25 protein-coding genes are annotated in these 24,559 nt (G+C 38.8%); 12 read left to right on the top strand and 13 right to left on the bottom strand.

The window, feature by feature from the left end; all coding sequences use genetic code 11:
• Nucleotides 1-63 precede the first annotated feature (63 nt).
• Nucleotides 64-1,032 (top strand): class 1 fructose-bisphosphatase, encoded by a 969-nt coding sequence (locus H4J63_RS01625; RefSeq protein ID WP_033038639.1) that lies wholly within the window; start codon nucleotides 64-66, stop codon nucleotides 1,030-1,032.
• 94 nt (nucleotides 1,033-1,126) lie between these two features.
• Here the strand turns inward: H4J63_RS01625 and H4J63_RS01620 are convergent, their stop codons facing one another.
• Nucleotides 1,127-1,453, bottom strand: coding sequence for a hypothetical protein (locus tag H4J63_RS01620; RefSeq protein ID WP_024596017.1), 327 nt, complete (start codon nucleotides 1,451-1,453; stop codon nucleotides 1,127-1,129).
• Between the two features lie 43 nt (nucleotides 1,454-1,496).
• On the opposite strand from H4J63_RS01620, the gene H4J63_RS01615 reads away from it, so the two are divergent.
• A complete protein-coding gene (locus H4J63_RS01615; protein ID WP_182194029.1) occupies nucleotides 1,497-1,856 on the top strand; it encodes a DUF5522 domain-containing protein in 360 nt (119 codons plus the stop codon).
• 305 nt (nucleotides 1,857-2,161) lie between these two features.
• Here H4J63_RS01615 and H4J63_RS01610 read toward each other — a convergent pair whose 3' ends face one another.
• From H4J63_RS01610 to H4J63_RS01580, 7 genes are all read right to left on the bottom strand, one after another.
• Nucleotides 2,162-2,995 (bottom strand): sulfurtransferase, encoded by an 834-nt coding sequence (locus H4J63_RS01610; protein ID WP_182194026.1) that lies wholly within the window; start codon nucleotides 2,993-2,995, stop codon nucleotides 2,162-2,164.
• Nucleotides 2,995-4,089, bottom strand: a complete 1,095-nt coding sequence (locus tag H4J63_RS01605) for a capsular biosynthesis protein (protein WP_259365550.1) — start codon at nucleotides 4,087-4,089, stop codon at nucleotides 2,995-2,997. The genes H4J63_RS01610 and H4J63_RS01605 overlap by 1 nt, the downstream gene beginning before the upstream one ends.
• A 177-nt stretch (nucleotides 4,090-4,266) precedes the next feature.
• Entirely contained in the window at nucleotides 4,267-4,686 is a 420-nt protein-coding gene (locus tag H4J63_RS01600; RefSeq protein WP_024597015.1) for a group 1 truncated hemoglobin, read from the bottom strand.
• Nucleotides 4,686-5,519 (bottom strand): DUF3034 family protein, encoded by an 834-nt coding sequence (locus H4J63_RS01595; protein ID WP_024597016.1) that lies wholly within the window; start codon nucleotides 5,517-5,519, stop codon nucleotides 4,686-4,688. The genes H4J63_RS01600 and H4J63_RS01595 overlap by 1 nt, the downstream gene beginning before the upstream one ends.
• Nucleotides 5,506-7,821 (bottom strand): EAL domain-containing protein, encoded by a 2,316-nt coding sequence (locus H4J63_RS01590; protein ID WP_182194021.1) that lies wholly within the window; start codon nucleotides 7,819-7,821, stop codon nucleotides 5,506-5,508. The genes H4J63_RS01595 and H4J63_RS01590 overlap by 14 nt, the downstream gene beginning before the upstream one ends.
• Nucleotides 7,814-8,476 carry a methylamine utilization protein gene (locus tag H4J63_RS01585; RefSeq protein WP_182194018.1) on the bottom strand — a complete coding sequence of 221 codons (663 nt, stop codon included), beginning with the start codon at nucleotides 8,474-8,476 and terminating at the stop codon, nucleotides 7,814-7,816. Before H4J63_RS01585 ends, H4J63_RS01590 begins: the two co-directional genes overlap by 8 nt.
• Nucleotides 8,477-8,598: 122 nt before the next feature.
• Entirely contained in the window at nucleotides 8,599-9,702 is a 1,104-nt protein-coding gene (locus H4J63_RS01580; RefSeq protein WP_182194015.1) for a phosphoribosylaminoimidazolesuccinocarboxamide synthase, read from the bottom strand.
• A 178-nt stretch (nucleotides 9,703-9,880) separates the two neighbouring features.
• Between H4J63_RS01580 and H4J63_RS01575 the strand changes: the two genes are divergently transcribed.
• The 4 genes from H4J63_RS01575 to H4J63_RS01560 are packed head-to-tail and all read left to right on the top strand — an operon-like array spanning nucleotide 9,881 to nucleotide 13,416.
• A complete protein-coding gene (locus H4J63_RS01575) occupies nucleotides 9,881-10,951 on the top strand; it encodes a CDP-glycerol glycerophosphotransferase family protein (RefSeq protein WP_182194013.1) in 1,071 nt (356 codons plus the stop codon).
• A 7-nt stretch (nucleotides 10,952-10,958) separates the two neighbouring features.
• The gene (locus H4J63_RS01570; RefSeq protein WP_182194010.1) at nucleotides 10,959-11,657 is read left to right on the top strand and encodes an ABC transporter ATP-binding protein; all 699 of its coding nucleotides are present in this window, start codon (nucleotides 10,959-10,961) and stop codon (nucleotides 11,655-11,657) included.
• The gene (locus H4J63_RS01565; RefSeq protein WP_182194007.1) at nucleotides 11,654-12,901 is read left to right on the top strand and encodes an ABC transporter permease; all 1,248 of its coding nucleotides are present in this window, start codon (nucleotides 11,654-11,656) and stop codon (nucleotides 12,899-12,901) included. Before H4J63_RS01570 ends, H4J63_RS01565 begins: the two co-directional genes overlap by 4 nt.
• Nucleotides 12,902-12,915: 14 nt before the next feature.
• Nucleotides 12,916-13,416 (top strand): DUF3299 domain-containing protein, encoded by a 501-nt coding sequence (locus H4J63_RS01560; RefSeq protein WP_182194005.1) that lies wholly within the window; start codon nucleotides 12,916-12,918, stop codon nucleotides 13,414-13,416.
• A gap of 101 nt (nucleotides 13,417-13,517) precedes the next feature.
• On the opposite strand, the gene mutM is transcribed toward H4J63_RS01560, so the two are convergent.
• Entirely contained in the window at nucleotides 13,518-14,327 is an 810-nt protein-coding gene (mutM, locus tag H4J63_RS01555) for a bifunctional DNA-formamidopyrimidine glycosylase/DNA-(apurinic or apyrimidinic site) lyase (RefSeq protein WP_007581941.1), read from the bottom strand.
• Nucleotides 14,327-14,842 carry a hypothetical protein gene (locus tag H4J63_RS01550; protein ID WP_182194002.1) on the bottom strand — a complete coding sequence of 172 codons (516 nt, stop codon included), beginning with the start codon at nucleotides 14,840-14,842 and terminating at the stop codon, nucleotides 14,327-14,329. Before H4J63_RS01550 ends, mutM begins: the two co-directional genes overlap by 1 nt.
• A 118-nt stretch (nucleotides 14,843-14,960) precedes the next feature.
• Here H4J63_RS01550 and H4J63_RS01545 point away from each other — a divergent pair, with 118 nt between their 5' ends.
• On the top strand, nucleotides 14,961-15,887 hold the full coding sequence (locus H4J63_RS01545) for a manganese-dependent inorganic pyrophosphatase (protein WP_182194000.1): 927 nt from the start codon (nucleotides 14,961-14,963) through the stop codon (nucleotides 15,885-15,887).
• A gap of 133 nt (nucleotides 15,888-16,020) precedes the next feature.
• On the opposite strand, the gene rpmG is transcribed toward H4J63_RS01545, so the two are convergent.
• The 3 genes from rpmG to radC all read right to left on the bottom strand — a co-directional run bounded on the left by rpmG (nucleotide 16,021) and on the right by radC (nucleotide 17,373).
• A complete protein-coding gene (gene rpmG, locus H4J63_RS01540) occupies nucleotides 16,021-16,176 on the bottom strand; it encodes a 50S ribosomal protein L33 (protein ID WP_004335545.1) in 156 nt (51 codons plus the stop codon).
• Between the two features lie 11 nt (nucleotides 16,177-16,187).
• On the bottom strand, nucleotides 16,188-16,424 hold the full coding sequence (rpmB, locus tag H4J63_RS01535; RefSeq protein ID WP_016708423.1) for a 50S ribosomal protein L28: 237 nt from the start codon (nucleotides 16,422-16,424) through the stop codon (nucleotides 16,188-16,190).
• A gap of 274 nt (nucleotides 16,425-16,698) precedes the next feature.
• Nucleotides 16,699-17,373 (bottom strand): RadC family protein, encoded by a 675-nt coding sequence (gene radC, locus H4J63_RS01530; RefSeq protein WP_024598926.1) that lies wholly within the window; start codon nucleotides 17,371-17,373, stop codon nucleotides 16,699-16,701.
• Between the two features lie 143 nt (nucleotides 17,374-17,516).
• On the opposite strand from radC, the gene coaBC reads away from it, so the two are divergent.
• The 5 genes from coaBC to H4J63_RS01505 all read left to right on the top strand — a co-directional run bounded on the left by coaBC (nucleotide 17,517) and on the right by H4J63_RS01505 (nucleotide 24,559).
• Entirely contained in the window at nucleotides 17,517-18,710 is a 1,194-nt protein-coding gene (gene coaBC, locus H4J63_RS01525) for a bifunctional phosphopantothenoylcysteine decarboxylase/phosphopantothenate--cysteine ligase CoaBC (protein ID WP_182193997.1), read from the top strand.
• Nucleotides 18,711-18,821: 111 nt separating this feature from the next.
• Nucleotides 18,822-19,409: a nucleoid occlusion factor SlmA gene (gene slmA, locus H4J63_RS01520; protein ID WP_004335558.1), complete on the top strand. Its 588-nt coding sequence runs from the start codon at nucleotides 18,822-18,824 to the stop codon at nucleotides 19,407-19,409.
• Between the two features lie 140 nt (nucleotides 19,410-19,549).
• The gene (locus tag H4J63_RS01515) at nucleotides 19,550-22,318 is read left to right on the top strand and encodes a prolyl oligopeptidase family serine peptidase (protein WP_182193994.1); all 2,769 of its coding nucleotides are present in this window, start codon (nucleotides 19,550-19,552) and stop codon (nucleotides 22,316-22,318) included.
• A gap of 251 nt (nucleotides 22,319-22,569) precedes the next feature.
• The gene (locus H4J63_RS01510; protein WP_310734655.1) at nucleotides 22,570-23,349 is read left to right on the top strand and encodes a GGDEF domain-containing protein; all 780 of its coding nucleotides are present in this window, start codon (nucleotides 22,570-22,572) and stop codon (nucleotides 23,347-23,349) included.
• Between the two features lie 31 nt (nucleotides 23,350-23,380).
• Nucleotides 23,381-24,559 (top strand): IS4 family transposase, encoded by a 1,179-nt coding sequence (locus tag H4J63_RS01505; protein ID WP_182193991.1) that lies wholly within the window; start codon nucleotides 23,381-23,383, stop codon nucleotides 24,557-24,559.

Below are 24,559 nucleotides of genomic sequence, written 5' to 3'. Positions count from 1 at the left end.
CAGCGCTCTAAGCTAATCTCTCTCACATTATGATTGGTTTTAACACGTTATCAGGAAAATAGAATGCGTAGACTCCCTCCAGTATTACTTGAAGATGGTTGTTCAAGAGAACTTTTATCATTAATTCGAACAATTTTAGCAGCATGTAAAGAAATTTCGTTTCGCGTTGGTCAAGGCGCGCTTTCTGGCGTATTAGGCTCAACCCTTGATGAAAACATTCAAGGTGAAACTCAAAAAAAGCTCGATGTATTATCTAATCAGTTGTTAAAAGATATTTTACTGGAATCAGGTACGGTTAAAGCAATCGCCTCTGAAGAAGAAGACTACACAGTAGCAGGTAACCCAGACGCTAAATTTATAGTAGCATTTGACCCACTCGATGGCTCGTCAAATACGGACATTAACTCACTTGTGGGTACTATATTTTCTATTATGGAAGCGCCTGAAGGTTCTGACGCTGCTGATCAAAGCATATTTATGCAGCCCGGCCATAAGCAAGTTGCAGCTGGTTACGTACTTTACGGGCCATCAACAATGCTTGCGCTGACTACAGGTAAAGGCACGCGCATGTTTACTCTTGATAAAACACAAGGCAGCTTTTTACTTACACAAGATTTTGCCGAAATCCCTGCTGATACAAACGAATTTGCCATTAATACGTCTAACCAACGCCATTGGCAGCCAGCTATGCAAAACTATATCAATGATTTGCTAGCAGGCGATACAGGCCCGCGCGCTAAAAACTTTAATATGCGCTGGATTGCAGCAATGGTGGGCGATGTACATCGCGTGCTTAGCCGTGGCGGTTTATTTACTTACCCTACCGACACTAAAGATCCTAAAAAGCCAAATAAATTACGCCTACTTTATGAAGCAAACCCAATGGCTATGTTAGTAGAGCAAGCTGGCGGTATCGCATCAACCGGTACCGAGCGTATTATGGATATTCAGCCTGATGCAATCCACCAGCGAGTAGCCGTTATTTTAGGTTCTAAAAACGAAGTAGAAACGTGCTTGGGATATCATAAATAATCGCTTAAAACGGTTGTCCTCAATTTAAAAAACCGCATTCAATTGAAGTGCGGTTTTTTTTAGGTGAGGTTTTACACCTCGCTTTTTAAACAAATCAAACTTTTACTAACGCAACTATTTGAGCAAGCTTTTGATGATTAAGCTCTCCCATTTGCTCGCTATTACTGAGCGCATAAATAAAACCTTCATGCTCAGTACAATCAATGTCATCTCGCGATTCAATTACGTTTGCCCAAAGCTCCAAATCATCTAAGTCTATTTCGTTACTTAAACAGCGTTTAAGCACATCAATTAAAACCTCGGTTGAGAGAGTATAGTGAGCTTTATTACTATCAGCAGGGCTTGAAACGATAACCGATATAGCTTCGTCCCTTTGCTCTCCAAATGTAATAAATTCAGCTAATGCTTTTTGTGTATTCATAATATTTGTTATTCTTGGCTCACTGTTACTAAAAAGAATTATAATGACTCAACTTAACTGCACTCAATGCCACAGCACTCTAACGTGTAATGTAGACGATATATCAGCGTGTTGGTGCAATGAGCTGCCGGCTATTTTACCGCTTGATATCACAGCAACAAGTTGTTTATGCCGCAAGTGCACGCTTAATAAAATGAATACTTTTTTAGAGGGTGTTTATACACAACCTATTAAAACCCAAATAGACTTTGCAAAGCAATTTAGAGGTAACGACAATTTAATTGAAGGGCTCGACTACACCATGCAAAGTGGTTACATGATATTTAGTAAGTGGTTTTTTTTAAAGCGTGGTTCGTGCTGCAAAAATGGTTGTAAAAACTGCCCTTATGGTTTTAGAAAGTAAAAGCTGTTTAATACAAATACGAGTAAGCACTGGTTTTTACCTTCTCATTTTCTTCTCTTTCACTTCTCCTTGTGAATAATATTTTTAAGTACTGTTATTCACAAGAAGGTTTAGAGGCGCTGCGCTTTTAGAGTAAGTGATTGTATAAAAAGAGTATTCAAATACGAGCAAGCACTGGTTTTTACCTTCTCATTTTCTTCTCTTTCACTTCTCCTTGTGAGTAATATTTTTAAATACTGTTATTTACAAAGAGGTTTAGAGGCGCTGCGGCTTTAACGTGAGCAAGCTCTAAACCCACAACACATCTACTTTTCTCCTGTGGCGATGGGTAATGAATCACTTGCACCCCACTCACTCCACGAGCCATCATAAACGCTTAAATTACTGTAACCACATTCGGTAGCAAATAACGCTAAAGCACACGCTGTAATACCTGAGCCACAGCTAAACTGTAACTGCCGCGCATCATCAACCACGTCAATAAATATTGCTTTAATTTCGGCAAGTGGTTTGGCTTCACCTTTATTAAGTAAATCCATAAAAGGCAACGAGCGACTATTTGGGATATGCCCGCTACGTATGCCTTTTCGGGGTTCACTTTCTTCGCCTGTAAAACGCTTATAAGCACGTGCATCTAGCAATACAATGCTGGGCTCATCAATTGCGTCAACCACTTGTTGGCTATTGATAAAATACTCAGGATTATAGCTTGCCGTAAAATCACCTTTACCTAACGATTTACTATAACCTTGCTGTGTGGCGTAACCACTCTCTAACCACTTTTTAAGGCCACCACTGAGTACTTTTACGTTGTGATGCCCCATAGCTTTAAACATCCACCACGCTCTTGCTGCGCTAAATAAACCGCCATCTTCGTATACAACTATGAACGAATCGTTATTTACGCCTGCATTTTGCATAACATGAGTAAATTGCTGCTCGCTGCATACCGTACTTGGTAAGGGGTTAGATCTATCGGCCAACTCGTTTTTTATGTCAAAACGTTTAGCGTTGGGCAGCATTGCTTGTGGCGAATAAGTACCCAAAACACCTGGGCGCAGCATACCTGCATCAAATATCACTAATGCAGGATTATTAATTTGCTCGTGTAATTGCTGACAGCTAATTAGGTTTTTCACTACGATTCCTTATCACCATGATACTTAGCAAACTCGTCATTACCCGTAAAACGCGCTTCAATCGCTTTAATGTGTTTATCTTCAGTGTGTTTCCAAACGCCAGGAATACAATATACATGTTCAATAAAGCTAAAAAACTTATCCTTTAATAATGTATTTGGTTGCCAGCCCTGCATTACTTCGTTCAGATTTGCTGCAAGCTGCTCTGCAGTGCTCGCATGCTTTACCAAACCCTCAATGTTGTAACAGGCTTGTCCAAGAGTTAAAACTCGTTTATTTAGCAGTAATGCTTCTAAGCCGACCGTTGAATTAATCGTTAATACGGCTTCTGCGCACTTAATCAAATCACTCGTTTGATTTCCATTAGCAAAAATTGCAATCGGATCTTTTTCATAAAGATGAGCGTAATGTTTATGCCACGACGGATGCTCTTTAAAAACCACTTTTAAACTTGGATCATTTAAGCTTTTGACGGCTTTAATCACCTCGTCGTAAAACATGTCCATAGAGTTTATCCACGGAGAAAAGCTAGCTAATTGAGTATCGTGAGGTACTTGAAAAGGCGCAAATATATAGCGTTGTGGCACATCGGCGCACTCAAATTCACAGCGCTTTTTATGATCAGCTCTTGGAATTAAATCCGGCGCAGAAAAGTTTAACTTATTTTGTGGGTCAAAATTTAGGTAAAAAGAAGGGTCACGACTTAACGACGCATTATAGTTAATACCATTAGGGTCTAAACTGCTTGTACCGGGTAGTAAACCATTTTCATAATAAAACTGCTTTACACCTAATGCTTTTGCAGCCATAGCAACGGTTGTATTTGGAAGTTTATTGCCGTTCCAAATGACAATGTATTCAGGATTAGTCTCGGTTAATAAGGCTAAATACTTGGCGTATCGTAATCGTTCAAATAAAACTAAACCAGCACTATAAACCGCAGTAACGATAGAATTATTCCAAGTTGTATTACGTGCTCTTTTACGTTTTAGTTGAGAGTTGACTACACCAGTAAAATTAACTTGGAACGCATCTTTTAAATATTTCACAGCAGAAAGTTTAGGCGCTCCCATGATGTGTAATTGGCAATTCATCGACAATCTTTTGATTATTTTTTTATAGTATTTTGCGTGTACATTTTTGCGAGAAATAAATAGATAAGCCATACAAGCTATATTTGCCAATTGTTGTTTTTATGAAATAATTCTATGTGGACAATGCAATCAAAGCAAGGTTCCCTTTACTTAATAATTACTTTGAAAGCTTTATAGTTACATTTTTATAATTTCATCACGAAGTGGCGCCATTCTAGAAAGAATATCGTTTTGTAAGCTATGGCTAACATCTTGCTCATTCATTGCATTTATAAGCAAATCAACAACATGATTAAAATCTTTCTCTGTAATATGCATACCAGTATGAATTGCCACCATAGAGTCACCATCGTATGTACACGGGCCCTCTACTAACATGCACATATGATTAATAAATCCTTGGCGGAAATGCGCTATATTACTGTGTTCAAAGTAATGAATTATCTGCTCGTCATTGCCTATTTGATAGATAAAGCTATCAACAATTCTGCCTATCCCAGCTTTACCATCCAGCTTTTGATAAAGTGAGAGCTTAGTAGAATTTGCACACCCACTAAGCAACCCTAAACAAATCAAAAAAATACCAACGCTTTTCATTACCAATACCCTGTAACCGATAAATACCAACCTGTTTGATCGTCAGCCCCTGCAATGCTTCCTAAATCAAGGTAAGCCGCAGTCACACTCACATGCTTGTTAGGCATCCACGCTACAAATAAGTCTTTCCAATCTTGTTCGCCTAAGTTTAAGTTATTTGATTTTTGACGATACTCAACACCTACGGCTATTTCGCGACTCAAAAATAGTGCTGTGCTGCCTTCAAATAATACTTTTCCGCTAGTATTTTCTCCACCGTAACCAAGTAAACCAAGTTGATTAGCTTCACTGTATCTTGTAGTTACGTTCCAAAACCAGTTATAGCCAGCAATAGCCCCTAAATGTAATTTACTAGCAGCGAGGTAGTAGTCAGTACCGCTAGTCTCTTCTGCGCCTACAAGTGTTGCAATACTGCCATCATCCAGTGATTTATGCTGAATCCCTAAGCTAAGCTGTGGCCAATCACTGTAAACAATATCGCCGTACAAACGTATTTTAGCACCTGTAATTGATTGCTCTATTTCAGCATCAAGTGCTGGTACATCAAAGCGCTGTTGGGCATAACTAAGCTCAACACGATTAAATAAATTAAGTTGTGCACCACATACGTCAAGTGTGTAGTCGGTTACATCTGCGCGACTACAAAAGCCATTTACCGAAAATTCATCATCACTTGCGTACCCAGCAAGTTGTGCCCACGGTACAATCCCCCCGCCGCCACTGCCTTCAATTTGAGAAACTCCCGGCGTAGCTAGCAGTTTTCCATTGCTTGCAATGCTCGGCACACTAACTATTAAAAACAAACTTGCTAATAAGTATTTAATTTTTTGCATAGTATTCCTCCAGCCATTCTTCTAATAGTTCTGCTTTTAAAGGCCTACTTAAGTAATAGCCTTGTGCATGGTCGCACTGCATGCCTCTAAGTAAATTTAATGAGCCAAGCGTTTCAACCCCTTCAGCTACAACCGAGAAACCTAGCTGATGTCCCAACGTAATTGATGATTGCACTATAAATTGATCTTTTTGCGATTCATCAAGTTTTAGGATAAAGCACTTATCTAGCTTAAGCTCATCAATAGGCAGCATTTTTAATCTACCAAGTGATGTTTGCCCTACACCATAATCATCTAATGATATTTTAACGCCAATTGCCTTTAGGTTTTCGAGCGCTTTAATACCTTTTTCTTCGTTTTCGATCATATCGCGCTCAGTAAGCTCAATAGTGATCAGCTTAGAATCTAATTTGTACTTTTTAAGCGTGCGAACTAATGCAGCGTGAAAGCCCGGAAATGCTATATCTTGCGCAGATACATTTATTGCAGCCTGTAAGTTTATATTTTTAGACTGCCAATCAGCTACTTGTGCTACAACCGTATTAACAACCCACCCAGTAAGCTCAACAATAAGCCCCGACTGCTCGGCTAAGTCAATAAACAGTTCAGGATTAACCCAGCTACCATCTTTTCGCTGCCAGCGAATAAGCGACTCAACTTTATCTATTTTTTGCGATTTCAAATGTAATTTTGGCTGATAAGTCATAAACAATTGACCATCGTCATCACTAATAGCCTGCTTTAGTTCATCAAGCATTATTAAGCGCTCTAAGTGCGCCTCGTCTTCACCGTTTTGATAGTAATGTATGCTCTCTTGTGTGTTTGCAGCACTTTCAACTGCAATTAGCACACGGCGCATTAAGTCATCACTTGCAATTCCTTGGGTAGGATACTGCACAATGCCCGCACTAAAACGTAAATTAATTTTGAGTGTTTGAATGGTATAACAAGCTTGTAATTGAGCCATTAATCCTACAATACCGCTTTTTTGCTCGCGCGCTGCCGCAGTCGGAAACACAGTTAAAAACTCATCGCCGCCAATACGAGCATGAAAGCCCCCTAACTCATCCGAAAACTCACTTATTCTGCAAGCAACCGCCTTTAGGCAGTCATCACCAATACGCGGACCCAGCTTATCGTTTATATGACGAAGACCTTTTATGTCTATTGCAACGAGCGTGTACTCGGCTGATGAATCTAACTCATCATCAAGCACCTCAAGCATGGCTGAGCGGTTATAAAAGCCTGTTAGGGAGTCGTGTCTGGCTTGAAAGCTAATTTGTTGCTCGCGCTGATTAATATCATTACCCATGCTATCAAACGCTGCGACTAGCGTGTCTATTTCGGTACTTTGCCTTTGGCCTTTAAATTCAAATGCATAATTACCTTGTGCAAATTGCCTTGCTATTACAGCTAGTTGAGTAAGTGGCGTAGTTAAATTATTTGCAAATATGCTGCTCGTAATAACACCTACAAACATAGTTAAAATAGCTAAAATAATAAGTGTAAAAAGCAGTTTTTCGAAATCACTATAACTTTGTGTTAAATCGGCACTCAGCAAAATAATTATGGGATGGGTCAACAACGATGGTAAATCTATTTCTCGGTTACGAAACACTAAATACTCACCAAAAAACCGCGATGTGGTTACGGTACTAAAATAGCTAACAGGTTCAAATTGCTCAGGACGATTAGCTAATGAGCTAATAACAATATCGTCAGCACTGCCTATAAAACTTACATCCATGCCTGTTAAGCTTTTTAGTTCATGGGCTACATTGTCGTCAATTTTAAAGCCCACCAAACTATAGGCTACTGTACGTGGCGCTTTTACAGGTAATAAAATAATTTGATACAGCTCGTTATTAAGCACCACAAAACTAGACTCTTCTGGCGCACTTAAAAGCTCTTCCATCAAGGGCTTTAAGTTGTGTGCAAAAACGTCTTCGTCAGTATTGGCGGAAATTAGCTTACCCGATAAATCAAGTAACAACATTAATTCGGCATCAATACGCTGACTGTGATTAAACAACACGCTGCTGATTGTACCTGCATCTCGCGTTGCTACAGCTTGCTTAAAACCAAAATCGGAGGTGAGTACTTTTGCAGCGGTTAACAGTAGGCTTTCTTTTGACTTTAAATATTGCTTATAAACATTTTGCGCTACGGTAATATCTTGATTTACTTTTTCTTCTTGAAATTTACTCGTAGACCACCAAAAACTAAACAAGCTGACCATAGTGGTTAATAACACTAAGCCAACACATAAAATGGTTATGCGATTTCGTAAACTATTAGTCATTACCAGCCTTAAACTTACTACCAAAGGTATTTCTGGGTGCTGGAGTTGATGTGTTTACTGTTATCTGTAACTGTTTTTGAGAATTAATTGTTATCATTTTTTTATTCTCCAATGGTGCTGTTTGTAATGGATGCCACACACTCACTTGTGCAGGCAGTGTATTAATAGGCAAATTTACATAGCCTTTTTTATCTGTTTTATATACGAATTCGCTGTTAGCTACATAAATATAGCCAACCATAGAGTCATGTATATTACACCCCAAAACAACAACCCCTTGTTGCTCAAACGTAATGGGCTCTTTTGGTTGGCCTGAATATAATCTTAGTTGAAAAGGCTTAGCTTGTGAAAAAGAATAAACATGATGGCGAATATTATCGCTGTTAGGAAAGTTAACTTTTTGACCCTGTTGTACAACTAATAATTCGGGTAAAAACTGCTTATGGACTTGATCCATTATAGCAATGGGCAAATTTGATGGTGTGGCTTGTTTACCAGCAATATTAAGCTCAACCACAGCACCTGATAACTTTTGGCCGTGTTGATCTTCTATTACTAATTCAACATTTGCACTTAAAGCAAACTGACTAAAAAACAAACCTATAGCTAAAAAGTAATGACTTTTAGCAAACTTTTGCAATGCCCGTTCAAACATAACAATACCTAAACATTAATATTAGGTTAAGTTAATTAGAGACGAGCACTAATTGCAAGAATTATAGCCCAGTAACTAAAAATAAAGATTTAGTTACTGGCTTTATTAGCACTTAAGTGCTGTTATTTAACAATTAATCCGTAATCGTTATCTAAAATAGTAATAACTTCTTGGCGAGGATCTTCAGGGATCACGATATCTCTGCCAACAATTTTACTCGCTATGCCAACATAGGTATTTGACACTTCAAGCATTACTGATTCTGGTAAAATATAACCTTTAGCTAACTGCTCACGCTCACTCATGCGATCTTTATTTAATAATACGTCGCTCTCTGGCACGTTATTAATCAGTAATTGACGAAAGCCTTCTTTAGAATTTTCAACAATTTTACCGTCTTTGTAAGCGGCTTCATCCCAAATACGTGACGAATCAGGCGTGCCTACTTCATCAATATATATAAGCTGTTGCGCGCCATTTAAACCCTCTACATAACCAAACTCAAATTTTGTATCTACAAAAATTTGGTTAAGCTTCGCTAGTTCATCACTAATTAATTTAAAACCTTCAACTAACAGCTTTTCGTATTTGGTTACGTCATCTACCGATTTAAAGTTAAATACGTCTAAGTTATTAGTAATGTTAGCGCGAGTAATATTTACATCATCAACTGGCGGAATATCAGCAACGCCTTTAATAATACCTTTTGTTGATGGCGTAATTAAAACGTTATCAAGCTTTTGGTTCGCTTTTAAGCCTTCAGGCAAGTCAATACCACAAAAGTTACGTATGCCTTTAGCGTAGTCACGCCACATGCTACCCGTAATATATTGGCGAGCAATTGCCTCTACTTTTACTGTACTGGCTTTGCGTACAATCCACACATACGGATGTGGAATATCAACAATATGATTACCCGCAAGGCCTGCTTTATCAAATAACTTAAACCAATGGGCTGCCACTGAGTTTAACGCTATACCTTTACCTGGTACGCCATTTAAACCATTTTCGCCTTGCCAAATGCAATCGAATGCAGAAATTCGGTCTGAAATAACCATAATAGCAAGCTCAGTACCTGTCGGTACTTGGTAGCCTTTGTCTTTAATTAATCGTGCGCTGTCTTCATCAGTTAACCAATAAACTGAACGAACTTTACCGCTGTGTACTTCACCTTTGGTACGAATGGGTAAATCATCGTTTACGTCTAAAACTTTATAGCTAGTCATGCTATCTCCGGGGTTAGGGATGCTCTTTGAGCAAAGTATGGTATGGGGTTATATGGGCTGTATAATAATCTAGCCAACCTCAAAGCTCAATCGGATGCTTAAAACAAATAAAGGCATATATTTATAAGCGAGTCGCAATGGGGTAAACTTAATGTGCTAACCAGCCTGAGGAGATAGCTTGAACTACTTAACTGCCACTAAAAATAAAAAATACTTAATGTATATTTCTCAAAACTATTCATACGCTATCTTGAGACCTTTGCAGGCGCAAATATTGGCACATGGTGGTGAAGTACGCTGGTTTTTAGCGGGTAGCGAAGTAAACCCTGATTTTTTAACCACAGACGAGCCACGTTTACATACCATAAAAGATGTAAAAAGCTGGGCTCCAAACATTACATTTATACCGGGTAATATAGTACCTAGCTTTATTCCAGGTAAAAAAGTAGCTGTATTTCATGGTTTTAATTCTGAAAAGCGCAGCTCTGAAGGTAATCGTGGTCATTTTACTATTCGTGGTTGTTACGATTTATATTGTACGCAAGGCCCAAATACAACAACCCGATTTAAAGAGCTAGCTAAGCAGCATGGTTTCTTTAAAGTAACTGAAACTGGCTGGCCAACACTCGATCCACTTTTTAGTAATACTTCAAATAATCCTTATGTAAGCGACGACCCTCGCCCTACTTTACTTATATGCTCTACTTTCTCACGAAAGCTATCACTTGCTCCTAAATTATATGAGCAAATAAAACATTTTAGTGAACAAGGTAAGTGGCGTATTTTGATGCAGTTTCATCCTAAAATGCCTGCCGAATGGGTTAATAAATATAAAGCGCTGAGTAACGAAAATCTAACATTTATTGAAACCGATAACGTTTTGCCGTTACTGAAAACTGCTGATGTTATGCTGTGCGATACATCGTCAGTTCTTTTAATGTTTTTACTACTACGTAAACCGGTAGTCACGTTTTGTAATCAAAAACCCCTTCCTCATTTACTTGATATTACCGACGCAGATGAAGTAGAAGCAGCTATTGAACACGCGCTTACTAAACCTAGTGATTTAATGCAAAATATTGAAAGCTATTGCCAGGAACTTCATCCGTATACCGATGGCCAATCTAGCCAACGCGTATTAAATGCAGCTAATGAATTTTTACAAAGTAACGAAAAACTAAAACCCAAGCCATTAAATATAATAAGACAGCTAAAAATGCGTAAAGATCTAAACTACTGGGGTTGGTAATCGGATAATGATAAACCTGAAAAACGTAACTTTTAAGTGGCATAAAAGCGATAGCTCACCCACGCTCAACATAAAAGAGTTAGTTATAGAAAAAGGTGAGCATATTTTTTTACACGGTCCTAGTGGCTCAGGTAAATCGACCTTATTAGCGATTCTTGCTGGCATTAATACAGCCACTAGCGGTGAGGTATCAATTTTAAACCAAAACCTAACTAAATTAAGCAATACCACCCGTGATGTTTTTAGAGCGGATCACATTGGCTACATTTTTCAAAACTTTAACCTGCTTCCTTATTTAACTCCTATTGAAAATATAACGCTTGGGTGTGAGTTTTCAAAAAGCCGAAAACAAAAAATATTAAAGCAATCATCAAATAAAAACTCTGCCTTACAAAAAGAAGCGATACGGTTATTAAATGCTTTAGGCCTTACAGCCCAGTATCACCATAAAGATGTAGCAGAGCTTAGTATTGGACAACAACAGCGCGTTGCTGCCGCTCGTGCATTTATAGGCAGCCCTGAACTAATAATTGCAGATGAGCCCACATCAGCACTCGATACAAATAACCGTGAAAGCTTTATAAAGTTACTGTTTGAACAAGCAAAGTTATCTGATAGTACGCTGGTATTTGTGAGCCACGATGAAACACTAAAGCCTTTATTTAACCGCTCCATTGACCTTATAAATTTGCAGGAGCAGGTATGATCATCGCTAAACTTGCTTACAAAAGCTTATTAAATCGCCGCGCAAGTGTACTGCTTACATTATTTACTATCGCAATTAGTGTAATGCTACTTTTGAGTATTGAACGTGTACGAATTGATGCTAAAAGTAGTTTTAGTAATACTATTTCGGACACTGATTTAATTGTTGGTGCGCGTACCGGCGACATACAGTTGCTGCTTTCTTCGGTATTTAGAATTGGCCATACTAATAACGGCGTAAGTTGGAAAAGTTATGAATACATAACAAGTCAGCGAGGCGTAAAATGGAGCATACCTATAAGCCTAGGCGACAGCCATAAAGGCCAAGCGGTACTAGGCACAACACTTGATTACTTTAGCCATTATCGTTTTGCAAAAAAACAAAATTTAACCTTTAACAAAGGCCACCCTTTTGCCGCAATTAACGAAGTGGTGCTAGGTAGCGAAGTTGCAAATAAACTAGGCTACAAACTTAACGACTCTATTGTTATATCGCACGGCATGGGGAATACCAGTTTTCATCATCATGACGATAACCCATTTAAAGTCGTCGGCATTTTAAACCCTACAGGCACGCCAGTCGATAAAACGCTGCATATTCCTTTGGCTGCAATCGATTTAATTCACGGCGGTAAAGCGAGCCTTGAGCATGAGCATGAGCATGACGAACATAACAACCTAGTTGGTCATCCTAAGCAAATTACAGCATTTTTAATGGGATTTAATTCGCCTTTGTACACATTACAAATTAGGCGCAATATAAATCAATATAAGCCAGAAGCCCTGCTTGGCATTATGCCAACCGTAACACTTAAAGAGTTATGGGAAATGCTCGCCATAGTAGAAAAAATACTATTACTATTCTCAGCTGTTGTCGTGTTAGTTAGCTTACTTGGTATGTTAACGACATTGCTTGCAAATCTGAGCCAGCGACGTCGCGAACTTGCTATATTGCGCTCAGTAGGCGCTCGCCCTTGGCATTTATTTACACTTATAAGTATTGAATCATTACTGACAACTTTACTTGGTTGCCTAGTGGGTAGTGCGCTTTACTATTTAGTTATTTTTTCAGCCGGCGGTTACTTACAAAGCCATGCCGGTATAAGCGTAAATATCACAATACTCTCTTACTATGAACTGGGCTTAATCGGCGTTATTATGGCAGCCGGTTTTATTATTGGCTTAATACCCGCTACTCGCGCTTATTTTTATTCACTCAGCGATGGTATGAGTATAAAAGCATAATTTTTAGGTATTTTATGACATTTTTTAAAACAGCTTTTCAGTACATTGCTGCTATTAACTTATTATTTATAAGCGTAGCGAGCTATGCCAATCCACCAAAAGAAATTTTTTGGGAAGACTTAATTCCCAAAGGTCATATGCAAATAGACACTCAAGCACAAGCTAATCACGAAGGCAGCGATCAAAACTGGGTGCAACCCGATTTAGATGCTCCAGTGGTAAAAGCGCTTGATGGTCAATCGGTGAGTTTGCCAGGTTTTGTTGTGCCATTAGAAGGCGATAGCGAAGTCATTACTGAGTTTTTACTCGTGCCTTACTTTGGTGCCTGTATACACGTACCACCACCACCGCCAAATCAAATAGTCCATGTAACGATTAAAGGTGGCGTGCCTATAGATAGCTTGTACGACGCAATCGTTGTAACCGGAATAATAAGTACAGAAACATGGTCGGGCGAAATCGCGCAGGTAGGATATAAAATGAAAGCGGTCGGTGTAGCACCGTTTGAGCTTTAAAATTAAGGGCCCGCTTTTAAAGCTGGCCCTTAAATCTCATTAAATTTAGAATCGATAAAATTCAAATAGCTGAATACTCAAATAACTAGATAACTAGATAACTACTTTTGACAATTTGAGCAAAAAATAGTACTGCGCTGCCCCAATCTAATTTCTTCCAATTCGTTTTCACACGTCATACATGGCTTGCCTTTGCGCCCATATACTAATAACTCTTGAGCAAAATACCCTGGCTTACCATCACTTTGTGCAAAGTCTTTAAGCGTTGTACCACCTTGCATAATGGCCGCAGCAAGCGTGTCTTTTATAATAGGGATAAGTGCTTGATAACGTTTGAGCGATACTTTTCCCGCTTCTCGCTTGGGATGTATACCCGCTTTAAATAGCGATTCATTCGCGTAAATATTACCAACACCAACCACCACTGCGTTATCCATAATAAATTGCTTTACGGGTACTTTTTTATTGCGCGATTGTTCGTACACGCGTTTAGCAAAAAAGTCATCAGTAAGCGGCTCAGGACCAAGCTTAGAGAGTAGCTTATGCACTTCACCAGGCTCTTGCCATAAGCAGCAACCAAAGCGACGAGGATCGTTTAAGCGCAGTGCTTTACCGTTGCCAAAAATAAACTCTACATGGTCATGCTTTTTAAGCGGCTCACTTTTATCTACAACACGTAAATTACCTGACATACCCAAATGTAAAATAGTGCTTCCAAGCTCACAGTGTAAAAGTAAGTATTTAGCTCGTCGTTCAATACTAGTAACAATTAGCCCTTCAAGTTGATACACGTCATCTGGCACTGGCCAGCGCATACTGGCATTGTAAATATTTACCTTTGTAACTACTTGGTTTTGTACGTGGGGAGTGATGCCCATTCGGCTCACTTCTACCTCTGGTAATTCAGGCATTAATTAGACTCACTTTGTGAAAAATCAAAACTAGGAAATAACTGCTGTGCAGTTTTTAAATCGAGTGCGAGTATTCGTTGGCTACTCTTTTCGAGTAAGTAATATTGCCCATCGCCTTTATAAAGCAAATAAACCCAAGGTAAACTCTCGCCAGCCAACTCAAATGTAGCAACATATAAAGGTGCATTAGGATTAAAAACAACAGATTCGTTAACACCCATTAACTGCGCGCTTTGCCACTGATTAATTAAATCACTAAGCTGCTGCTCAGATGCTTGCCACACAAGCGGTATGTCTTTTTGTAGTGGGGTTGTACGCCAGCTTGTTCCTATTCGCTCAATTTTTTGATCGACAAATTGCAGTGTGAGTACAAAACTTTGTCCGGGGAGTATGGCTTGTAATGTTGGTTTATCCTCCCCTCCCAAAAGTTGCTTATGCCAGCCATTTAAAAAGAAGATCATAATCAACATCGAAAATATTATAACGTTGTTCCAACCTTTACGGCCCAGTCGCATATTAATACACCTAGTAAATTCAAGATTTTAAAGTGTAACTAAAACTTAATTGCGCTGTCTATATGTTAAAGGCCGCAGACTTTGTTAGAATATCGGCAAATTTAAAGGAGTTCCGTCAATGTCTATGTATGTAGTGGGCCATAAAATCCCAGATTCAGATTCTATTTGTGGTGCAATTGCACTGGCTTATTTAAAAAACCAAATCGATGAGCCTGCAATTCCAACTCGTCTTGGTGAAATTTCACCTGAAACTCAATTTATCCTTGATAAATTTGGCTTCGAGGCACCAGAGCTTAAATTAAGCTACGCGGGTGAAGATGTGTATATTGTAGATCACACAGAAAAAACACAAGCACCTGATGATATCGACCAAGCCCGCGTTGTTGGCGTGGTAGATCACCATAAATTAGGTGACTTAACATCATCTACTCCGCTTGAATGCTGGATTCGTCCTGTTGGTTGTTCAAACACCATTATTAAAATGATGTACGACTTCTACAGCGTAGAAATCCCTAAAGATATCGCGGGTATTATGATGTGTGCAATTTTAAGCGACACCGTAATATTTAAATCACCAACATGTACCACTGCCGATATTAAATGTGTTGAAGCGCTTGCAGAAATTGCAGGTATCGAAGACTTTAAAGAGCTTGGTATGGATATGTTCCGTGTTAAATCTGCGGTTGAAGACACACCTGCACGTGATCTAGTAATGCGTGACTTTAAAGATTTCAACATGAACGGTAACCTAGTAGGCATTGGCCAACTAGAAGTAATCGACCTTGCTGTTTTTGACGATATTAAAGCAGATCTTGCAGCCGATATTGCTAAGCTAAAAGTTGAGGGCAACCGCCACTCTGTATTTTTACTGCTTACCGATATAATGAAAAAAGGCTCAGAAATGCTAATTGTATCTGACGATGCAAACTTAGTTGAGCAGGCTTACGGTGTAAAACCAGAGAATGATAAAGTATGGTTAGATGGTGTACTGAGCCGTAAAAAGCAAGTAGTACCACCACTACAAGATGCATTCACAAAAATTTAATTGTGCTTTCATTTATTGATTTAAAAGCCTTGTTGGTTATGCCAACGAGGTTTTTTATGTCAATTCGCTAATCATAGTTTAAAAACAAAAAACCCAGCCTAAGCTGGGTTTTTAAATTCTAAAAGAGATAAAATTACTTAATTTTAGCTTCTTTAAAAAGAACATGTTTACGAATCTTTGGATCAAACTTTTTGATTTCCATCTTCTCAGGCATGTTACGTTTGTTTTTGTCAGTAGTGTAGAAAAAACCAGTACCGGCAGTTGAAACTAAACGGATTTTATCGCGCATGATTCAGATCCTTAAACTTTTTCGCCGCGAGCACGGATTTCTGTAAGAACCGTGTCGATGCCTTTTTTATCGATAATACGCATACCTTTAGTAGTAGTGCGTAATGTTACAAAACGTTTTTCACTTTCAACCCAGAAACGGTGTGTTTGTAGGTTAGGTAGGAAACGACGTCTAGTCGCGTTTCTCGCGTGTGAACGGTGATTACCAACCGCAGGACGCTTACCTGTAACTTGACATACTTTAGACATGTCTATATATCTCCAATAACTTCGCTCGAGCTTAATTTAATCTAAGGCCGTGTATTTCCGCCCTAGAGATAAATCGAAGGGCGCTCTTTATACAGCTTTTACAGGCAAAGATCAAACACTGATCTATCCAATCAGCTCATATATGTAAATTTGATAGCGGCTAATTATAAAGATCGAATGCCCTCAGGGAAAGTAAAAACTGCATTTAAATTAAACTAATTTGCCAAAACACGTTAAACAGCTCATTTTTAACACACTTCTGTATCTAACAAAGCTAAATCAGGCCTCGTTCGGCAAACGAAACACACGTTTCTCCACCAACAATGATGTGATCGAGCACACTTATGTCGACCAATTGCAGTGCTTGCTGCAATTTATTAGTAATAAGTTTGTCTGCTTGGCTCGGTTCTGCAATACCACTTGGGTGATTATGCGCAAAAATAACAGCTGCTGCATTATTTTTAAGGGCAGCCTTTACCACTTCACGCGGATAAACACTGGCAGAATTAATTGTGCCATAAAAAAGTATTTCGTCTTTTACTAATCTATTTTGACTATCTAGGTATAACACCATAAATACTTCTTGCTGCAAGCCTCGCATTTGAATGGTCAGGTAATCGTAAACTGAGTTTGGCGAATTAAACACCGCATCTCGTTGACAACGCTCCTGCATATAACGTTGGCTTAGCTCTAATACAGCTTGTAGTTGTACATATTTAGCAGTTCCTAATCCCTTTTGAGAGCAAAACTCCTCAATACTGGCATTAAACAAATTATGCAGTGTTTTATTCTCGTTTAATAAATGCTGAGCCAACTCAATTACATTCATTCCTGGCAACCCTGTTCGTAAAAATATAGCAAGAAGCTCTGCGTCACTGAGCGCTTTAGCCCCTTTCGCGATGAGCTTTTCACGAGGTCGAAGTGAGTTTGGTAGTGAAGTAAGTTGCATTATTCATCCTTGAGAGGCGAAAGTGTCTTATAAATGTAATGCAAATTTAAAATTTAGCCTGTTATTTCGAATTAAAAAACTTCGCTGTACGGGTAAAGATTTGTTATTTTAAGCGCAATATTTAATAAGACTGATGAACAACCATGACTAACTTAACAAACAAAAAAATTGTACTAGGTATTACCGGCGGCATTGCAGCTTATAAATGTGCAGAGCTCGTTAGGCGATTAAAAGACGCTGGTTGTGAAGTAAAAGTAGTTATGACTGAATCAGCTAAGCACTTTATTACCCCTTTAACTATGCAAGCCGTTAGTGGCGAAACTGTCTCAGACTCGTTACTTGACCCTTCTGCTGAAGCTTCAATGGGACATATTGAATTTGCAAAATGGGCTGACTTAATTTTAGTCGCCCCAGCTACCTGTAATATTATTGCTAAAATGGCAGCCGGCATTGCTGACGACCTACTAACAACGTTACTGCTAGCAACGCCTGCAAAAGTCGCAGTTGCACCTGCCATGAACCAGCAAATGTATGCACACTCAGCGACACAAGCCAATTTGGCCACATTAAAAGCACGCAACGTACTTATTTGGGGCCCAGGTAAAGGTGAGCAAGCATGTGGCGATGTAGGCGCTGGACGTATGCTAGAGCCACATGACCTAGTTGCGCTATGTACAGCAAAAGAGCAACCGCAATTACTTGCAGGAAAGACAATTACAATAACAGCAGGCCCAACGCGTGAGCCTCTCGATCCGGTACGTTTTATATCAAATCACAGCTCTGGAAAAATGGCTTATGCACTGGCAGAAGCCGCTTTGCAACTCGGTGCTAAGGTTAATTTAATTTCGGGTCCGGTCACTATAAAAGCCCCTACTGGCGTAAACCTTATCAATATAGAAAGCGCTGAGGAGCTATTAACTGAGTCACTTACCTATGCACCACAATCAGATGCATTTATTGGCTGCGCTGCTGTAGCAGATTATCGAGCTGCAAACATTGCGACTCAAAAAATGAAAAAGCAAGGCGACGAACTCACTCTTACTTTAACTAAAAACCCTGACGTAATTGCAGCTATTGCCAACCTTAAACAAAACCGTCCTTATACTGTGGGGTTTGCCGCCGAAACTCAAAATGTAGAAAGCTATGCTAAAGGTAAACTACAAAATAAAAATCTAGATATGATTTGCGCTAATGACGTATCAAAGAGCGGCTTAGGGTTTAATTCCGATCATAATGCTTTAACACTGTACTGGCACAATGAACAACTAGAATTACCAACAACAAGTAAAATAGAAATAGCTCGCAAGGTGATCGAACAGCTGGCTAAACATCTATAAAAAGGCTGGAAACAAACTGAATAAAACATTAACATACGCCAATCATTTGAACAAAAAATGACTAGGGTTCTTAACTGCGCCACTAAGAATAACTAATAAAAAGGAATGTTCATGCCTGCGACAAAAAGAAGTAATCGCAAAGAGCAAATACTGCAAGCACTCGCACAAATGTTAGAAACTAATTTAGGCCAACGTATCACCACAGCAAAACTAGCTGCTGAGGTGGGTGTGTCTGAAGCCGCGCTATACCGTCATTTTCCGAGCAAGGCGCGTATGTTTGAGGGCTTAATTGAGTTTATTGAAGATACCCTTTTATCTCGTATAAATATTATTATTGAAAACGAAAAAGAAAGCCAAACGCGCATTTATAACATTCTATTATTACTTTTAACCTTTGCTGAAAAAAACCCAGGTATTACTCGTATTTTAACGGGCGATGCTCTGCAAGGTGAGCAGGAACGTTTACGCGAACGTGTACAAACCTTGTTTGAAAAACTAGAAACTCAGTTTAAACAAGTGCTTCGTGAGCGCAAATTACGTGAAGGTAAAAACTTTCAAAGTGATGAGCTTACACTTGCAAACTTTTTACTTGCCTACGTTGAAGGCAAAATGAATCAGTTTGTACGTAGCGACTTTAAAGCAAAACCAAGTGTTCAATTTGAAAAACAATGGCTTGAGCTACAAAAAATTTGGCTGTAATGTTTGCTAAATTAATAAATTAAATACTAAAAAACGACCTGCGGGTCGTTTTGTCGTATGTAGCTGCCATTTATCTGATCCGCTCGAATTATGAACCAAACTCGTTACAATGAAACAATGTCATAATACGAGAATCAATAATGAAAACAAAACTCACCTTATTAAGCACGGCACTCATTGCCAGCTTAACTAGCACCGGCATACACGCCAAAGAATCGCTACAATTTAAAGACGTATTTAGTTTTAAATCAGCTAAAAGCACGCAACTATCTGACAATGGTCAAGTACTCACTTTTAGTGCAACGCCGTATCGTGGAAATGCAACTGGTCAAGTTTACTCACTACAAAGCAATACACTCATCGCAGAAATAGAACGCGGCACTAAGCCTCATATTAATAAAGCCGCTAACTGGGTCGCTTTTACACAAGTACCTACCTTACTTGAAAAAGAAACAACCAAAAAAAAAGACACACTTAAAAGCAATCTGGTACTCGTAAACACACAATCAGGTGCCCAACAAAGCTTTGCTGATGTAAAAGATTACACGTTATCTGATGACGGTATGTGGCTTGCTTATCGTTTAAATAAAAAAGACGATGACGCAAAAGTAGAAGATAAAACCGATAGCACTAAAAACGAAGAAGACAACGCCATCACGCCCGATAAAAAAGATAAGAGCTATGCGCTTGTTATCGTAAATTTATCTGATAAACGCACTCATACAATAGAAAACGTATTTAGCTACGCTATTAACTCAGCTAACAGCCAGCTATTAGTGAGTCAAAGTTACAGCGATGGTAATAACAACCAAATAGCGCTGATTGAGCTAAGTAACTTTAATAGCAGCGTATTAATTGATGAACCGGGCGTAATCGCAAATAAAATAGCGTGGCACCCCACTGACAATATTGCAGCGTTTATATTGGGTAACTATGTAAATGATGACACCCGCCGTCGAAGCTACACTTTACAGCTATATAAAAACGAGAAGCTCTCAACTATAGATTCACCTAATAAAGCATGGACGTTAGGGAAAACAGCCACCCTTGAATGGTCAGAAAATGGCGAGCGCTTATATTTTGAAAACCACCCTAAATTGACAGCCAAAGTAAAAACTAAAGAATATACCGACGAAGCCTCACTATACGACTTTGATACCATACGTGAACACAAAGGTCTTAATGTATGGCACAACAACGATGCGCAAATAAAACCACGTGAAGAGCAGCAATGGAATGAAGTTAATAAAAATCGCCATTACAGTGCGGTGTATCACGTTAACTCGCAAAAAGTTGCGCAACTTAGTACACCAAACATGCCTGAGGTTGCACTAAACCCTCAGCGAGATGTGTCTTTACTTGGCTCATCTAACATCCCCTACCTAGAAAAAATAATGTACGGCGGTTTTTTTGCTGATTACTTTGCAGTAAATATAAATACCGGTAAACAAACTCCAATTATAAGTAACTACCCGTTTAGACCGAGCCTTGCCCCTAATGGTGAGTTTGCAGCTTATTTTAGCGATAGCCAAATACAATTAAAAGATTTAAAAAATAATAAAGTAACACCGCTTACAAAAGCGATTCAGGCAACCTTTGCTGATGATAAACACGACTACCCATCTACTCAACCTGGTTATGGTTTTGCAGGTTGGATGACCGATAGCAGCCAAGTGCTTGCTTATAGTAAATACGATATTTGGGCGTTTGATGTAAAAACTAAGCAAGCTAAACGCCTAACTAATGGTAAGCAAAGCAATACGCAGTACCGTGTTATTAAGCTTGATAAAACCAGAGTGGGCTTTAAAAAAGGCGATACATTACTTGTCTCTGCTATTAACTTACAAACTAAACAAAGCGAAGTTGCAAAGCTCGACTTAACCACTAACACACTAACTAAGGTGCTTAGCGGTGATAAACGCTTTGATATGGTTAAAAAAGCCAAAAAGGCTGACAAGTACTTATTTACCTCGCAAACTTATAGCCAATTTCCTGATTACTACCAAACAGATTTTAGCTTTAGTTCACCAAAACAAGTGACCACGCTAAACCCACAAATTAGTAATTTTGCCTGGGGCGAAAAGCCAGAGCTGATAAGCTATAAAGGTTTTGATGGCGAAGACTTACAAGGCGTACTAATAAAACCTGCGGGATATAAAAAAGGCGATAAAGTGCCTGTGGTTGTGTATTTTTACCGTTACATGAGCCAGCGTATGTTTGATTTTCCAAAAATGGAATTAAACCATCGCCCTAATTTCCCTATGTTTACCTCAAACGGTTATGCGGTATTTTTACCTGATATTCGTTTTGAAATAGGTCACCCGGGTAAATCGTCAACGCAAACCATGATAAACGCCACCCAAAAATTAATAGATTTAGGCATAGCCGACCCTGATAAAATAGGTTTACAAGGTCACTCTTGGGCGGGCTATCAAAGTGCGTTTATGATAACCCAAACAGATATGTTTAAAGCGGTTGTATCTGGCGCGCCAGTATCAAACATGACCAGTGCTTATAGTGGCATACGTTTAAAATCAGGTCTTGCTCGTCAGTTTCAATACGAAACAGGGCAAAGCCGTATAGGTAAAAACTTATTTGAAGCACCAGATCTATACATAGAAAACTCACCGGTGTTTTTTGCAGATAAAGTAAATACCCCTATTTTAATTATGTTTGGCGATAAAGACGATGCAGTGCCTTGGCACGAAGGCGTGCAGTACTACTTAGCACTTCGCCGCGCTGGTAAAGATGCAACCTTTTTACAATACGAAGGTGAACCACACCACTTGAAAAAGTTTCCTAATCAGGTCGATTTTTCAGTACGTATGATGCAGTACTTTGATCATTACTTAAAAGGCAAACCAGCTGCAAAGTGGATGACACAAGGCGAAGCATTTATAGAGGAATAGATATAGCATTTATTCAGAGCTCTACGTAAGCGATAACGGCGAGCTCTGCGTCAATTAAATCAAGGCGAGGCATATTACATTTAAGTAATCAGTCACTACCTAGTCCTTCATACCTTTGAAAAATGCTGTAATGATCTTTAAACTTTTATAAACACCACCGTATATAAGCGTTTTAATCAAAGTAAAAAACTATAATAAAAGCCTAATATAAGTAATAATCACTAAATTCAGAGGTTAAAGAGTCGTTCATTATGCTAGGTTTTTGGTATAAGGAGTTTCCACAATACCCAAAAGACCATAAGGATTTTTGGCGTACTCGCTTAATAGCCCACTCTTTACTAATAACTACATGTTACTTTTTAGTTTTAACACTCCTCAATCTTTTTTATTTTAAAAGCTATGACATTGCTTTAATTGATGCCTTAGGACTTACGATATCGTTAGGTATTTATACTTGGTTTAATAAAACAGCCAATGTAAATGCAGCAGCGTGGGCTGTTACCCTTATGGTCGTTAGCTTAATAATGATGTTTGTGGTTTCTGTAGGTGGGCATGCGCATTCTTTATTTTGGGCGACGTTAATCCCGCCTTTTAGCTTTTTTTTAGTTGGAAGAAACTGGGGAAGCCTATTTAGTGCAGTCGCTTTTGCTATTTGTGCGTATCTTGTGTATTTACAACAACAGCAAACTGTAACAATTGGCTTAGGCTCTTTATTTAATCTTATAGAGGTAAGCCTTGCTCATATTTTAATTTTTAGGTTTTACGAAAAAACACGGTTTTCGGCATACACTCGATTATCTATCCGTAACTTAGAAATTCAACACTTAGCAGAAACCGATAAGTTAACGGGGCTTTATAACAGGCAAAAATTTGATTTTGAATTATCACAGTTAATTGCTAAAAATGACGTTTTTAAAACCCCACATTGCTTACTTATTTGCGATATAGACCACTTCAAAAATATAAACGATACCTACGGGCTGACGAATCCCCAAAACGTGACAGGCACAGCAATTTATGATCTTATGTAAATCACCACAACCCACATAAGTCACAACTGCTATGCCTGAGACATCAGTTTGCCATAAGTACTTTAAACATGCATTAGCGCCATTCAATAATGCCAGAGTAAAAACATTACTAAGCTGCAGTAATGCATTAATTTCGGGCAATAAACTTACCCTAACTGAAATCGGCAGAAATTTGTCTGGCGCTGTGGATGTAAAACATAAAATAAAACGCGTTGATCGCTTCTTAAAAAATACTCACCTCTACAATGAAAGGGTCGCTATCTATGAAGCATTAGCTCATCCTATTATTGACTCTTTACCCATGCTTGCAATTGCCGTTGACTGGAGCGGTGCCTGTGGTCACGACTATCACTTACTGCGAGCAAGCTTACTTGTGGATGGGCGCTCTATCGTGATTTATAACATGATTGTTGAGCAGAAGGATTTTGATAGCCCAGCAACCAACAGCCTGTTTTTAGATGAACTTTATGAAGTGCTTGGACGACATCCTAGTGTCTATATTGTAACAGACGGCGGCTTTCTTACGCCTTGGTATAGTAAAGTACGCGAACTTGGTTGGCATATGATAGGTCGATTAAGAGGCTCAATGAAGTGTAAACTAGCCATGCAATCACAATGGCATACATTAAAACAACTTAGGGCTGGTGCCAGCGATATACCTAAGGCGTTAGGTCAAGCACTACTAACTCAGTCCAGCCCGACAGCATGCGATGCATTTTTACACGTATATCATGGAAAAAATAAAGGAAGAAAAGGAAAAAGCAGATTTACGAAAGATACAAAAATGTATCAAAACTTAGCTAAAGAGCCATGGTTACTCGCGACATCAGACAATACAATGACGAGTAAGCGAGTAGTTGGTTTATATAGTAAAAGAATGCAAATAGAGCAAAATTTCCGCGATGACAAAAGTTTGAGATATGGTTTTTCGTGGCGTTTTAGTAAAAGCACCGGCATAAATAGAATAGGAATATTATGCTTGATAGCCACAATAGCGAGCACTGCGTTATGGTTTATAGGGTGTGAAGCAGAAAAAAGAAAGTGGCATATAAAATTTCAAGCAAATAGCGTTAAGAATCGCCGAGTTCTTTCATTTTTAACCTTAGCCAAGCAAGTCATAAAGCTATGTAAGAGACGTATTACACAAAGCTATATAGAAAAAAGTTTAAAAAACTTTATTTTGAATTACGAAAAAGAGGCCGCTGGATAA

Source organism: Pseudoalteromonas sp. 5Ae-yellow (assembly GCF_014077565.1).
GTDB lineage: Bacteria > Pseudomonadota > Gammaproteobacteria > Enterobacterales > Alteromonadaceae > Pseudoalteromonas.
This window is presented reverse-complemented; position numbering and strand designations above follow the sequence as displayed.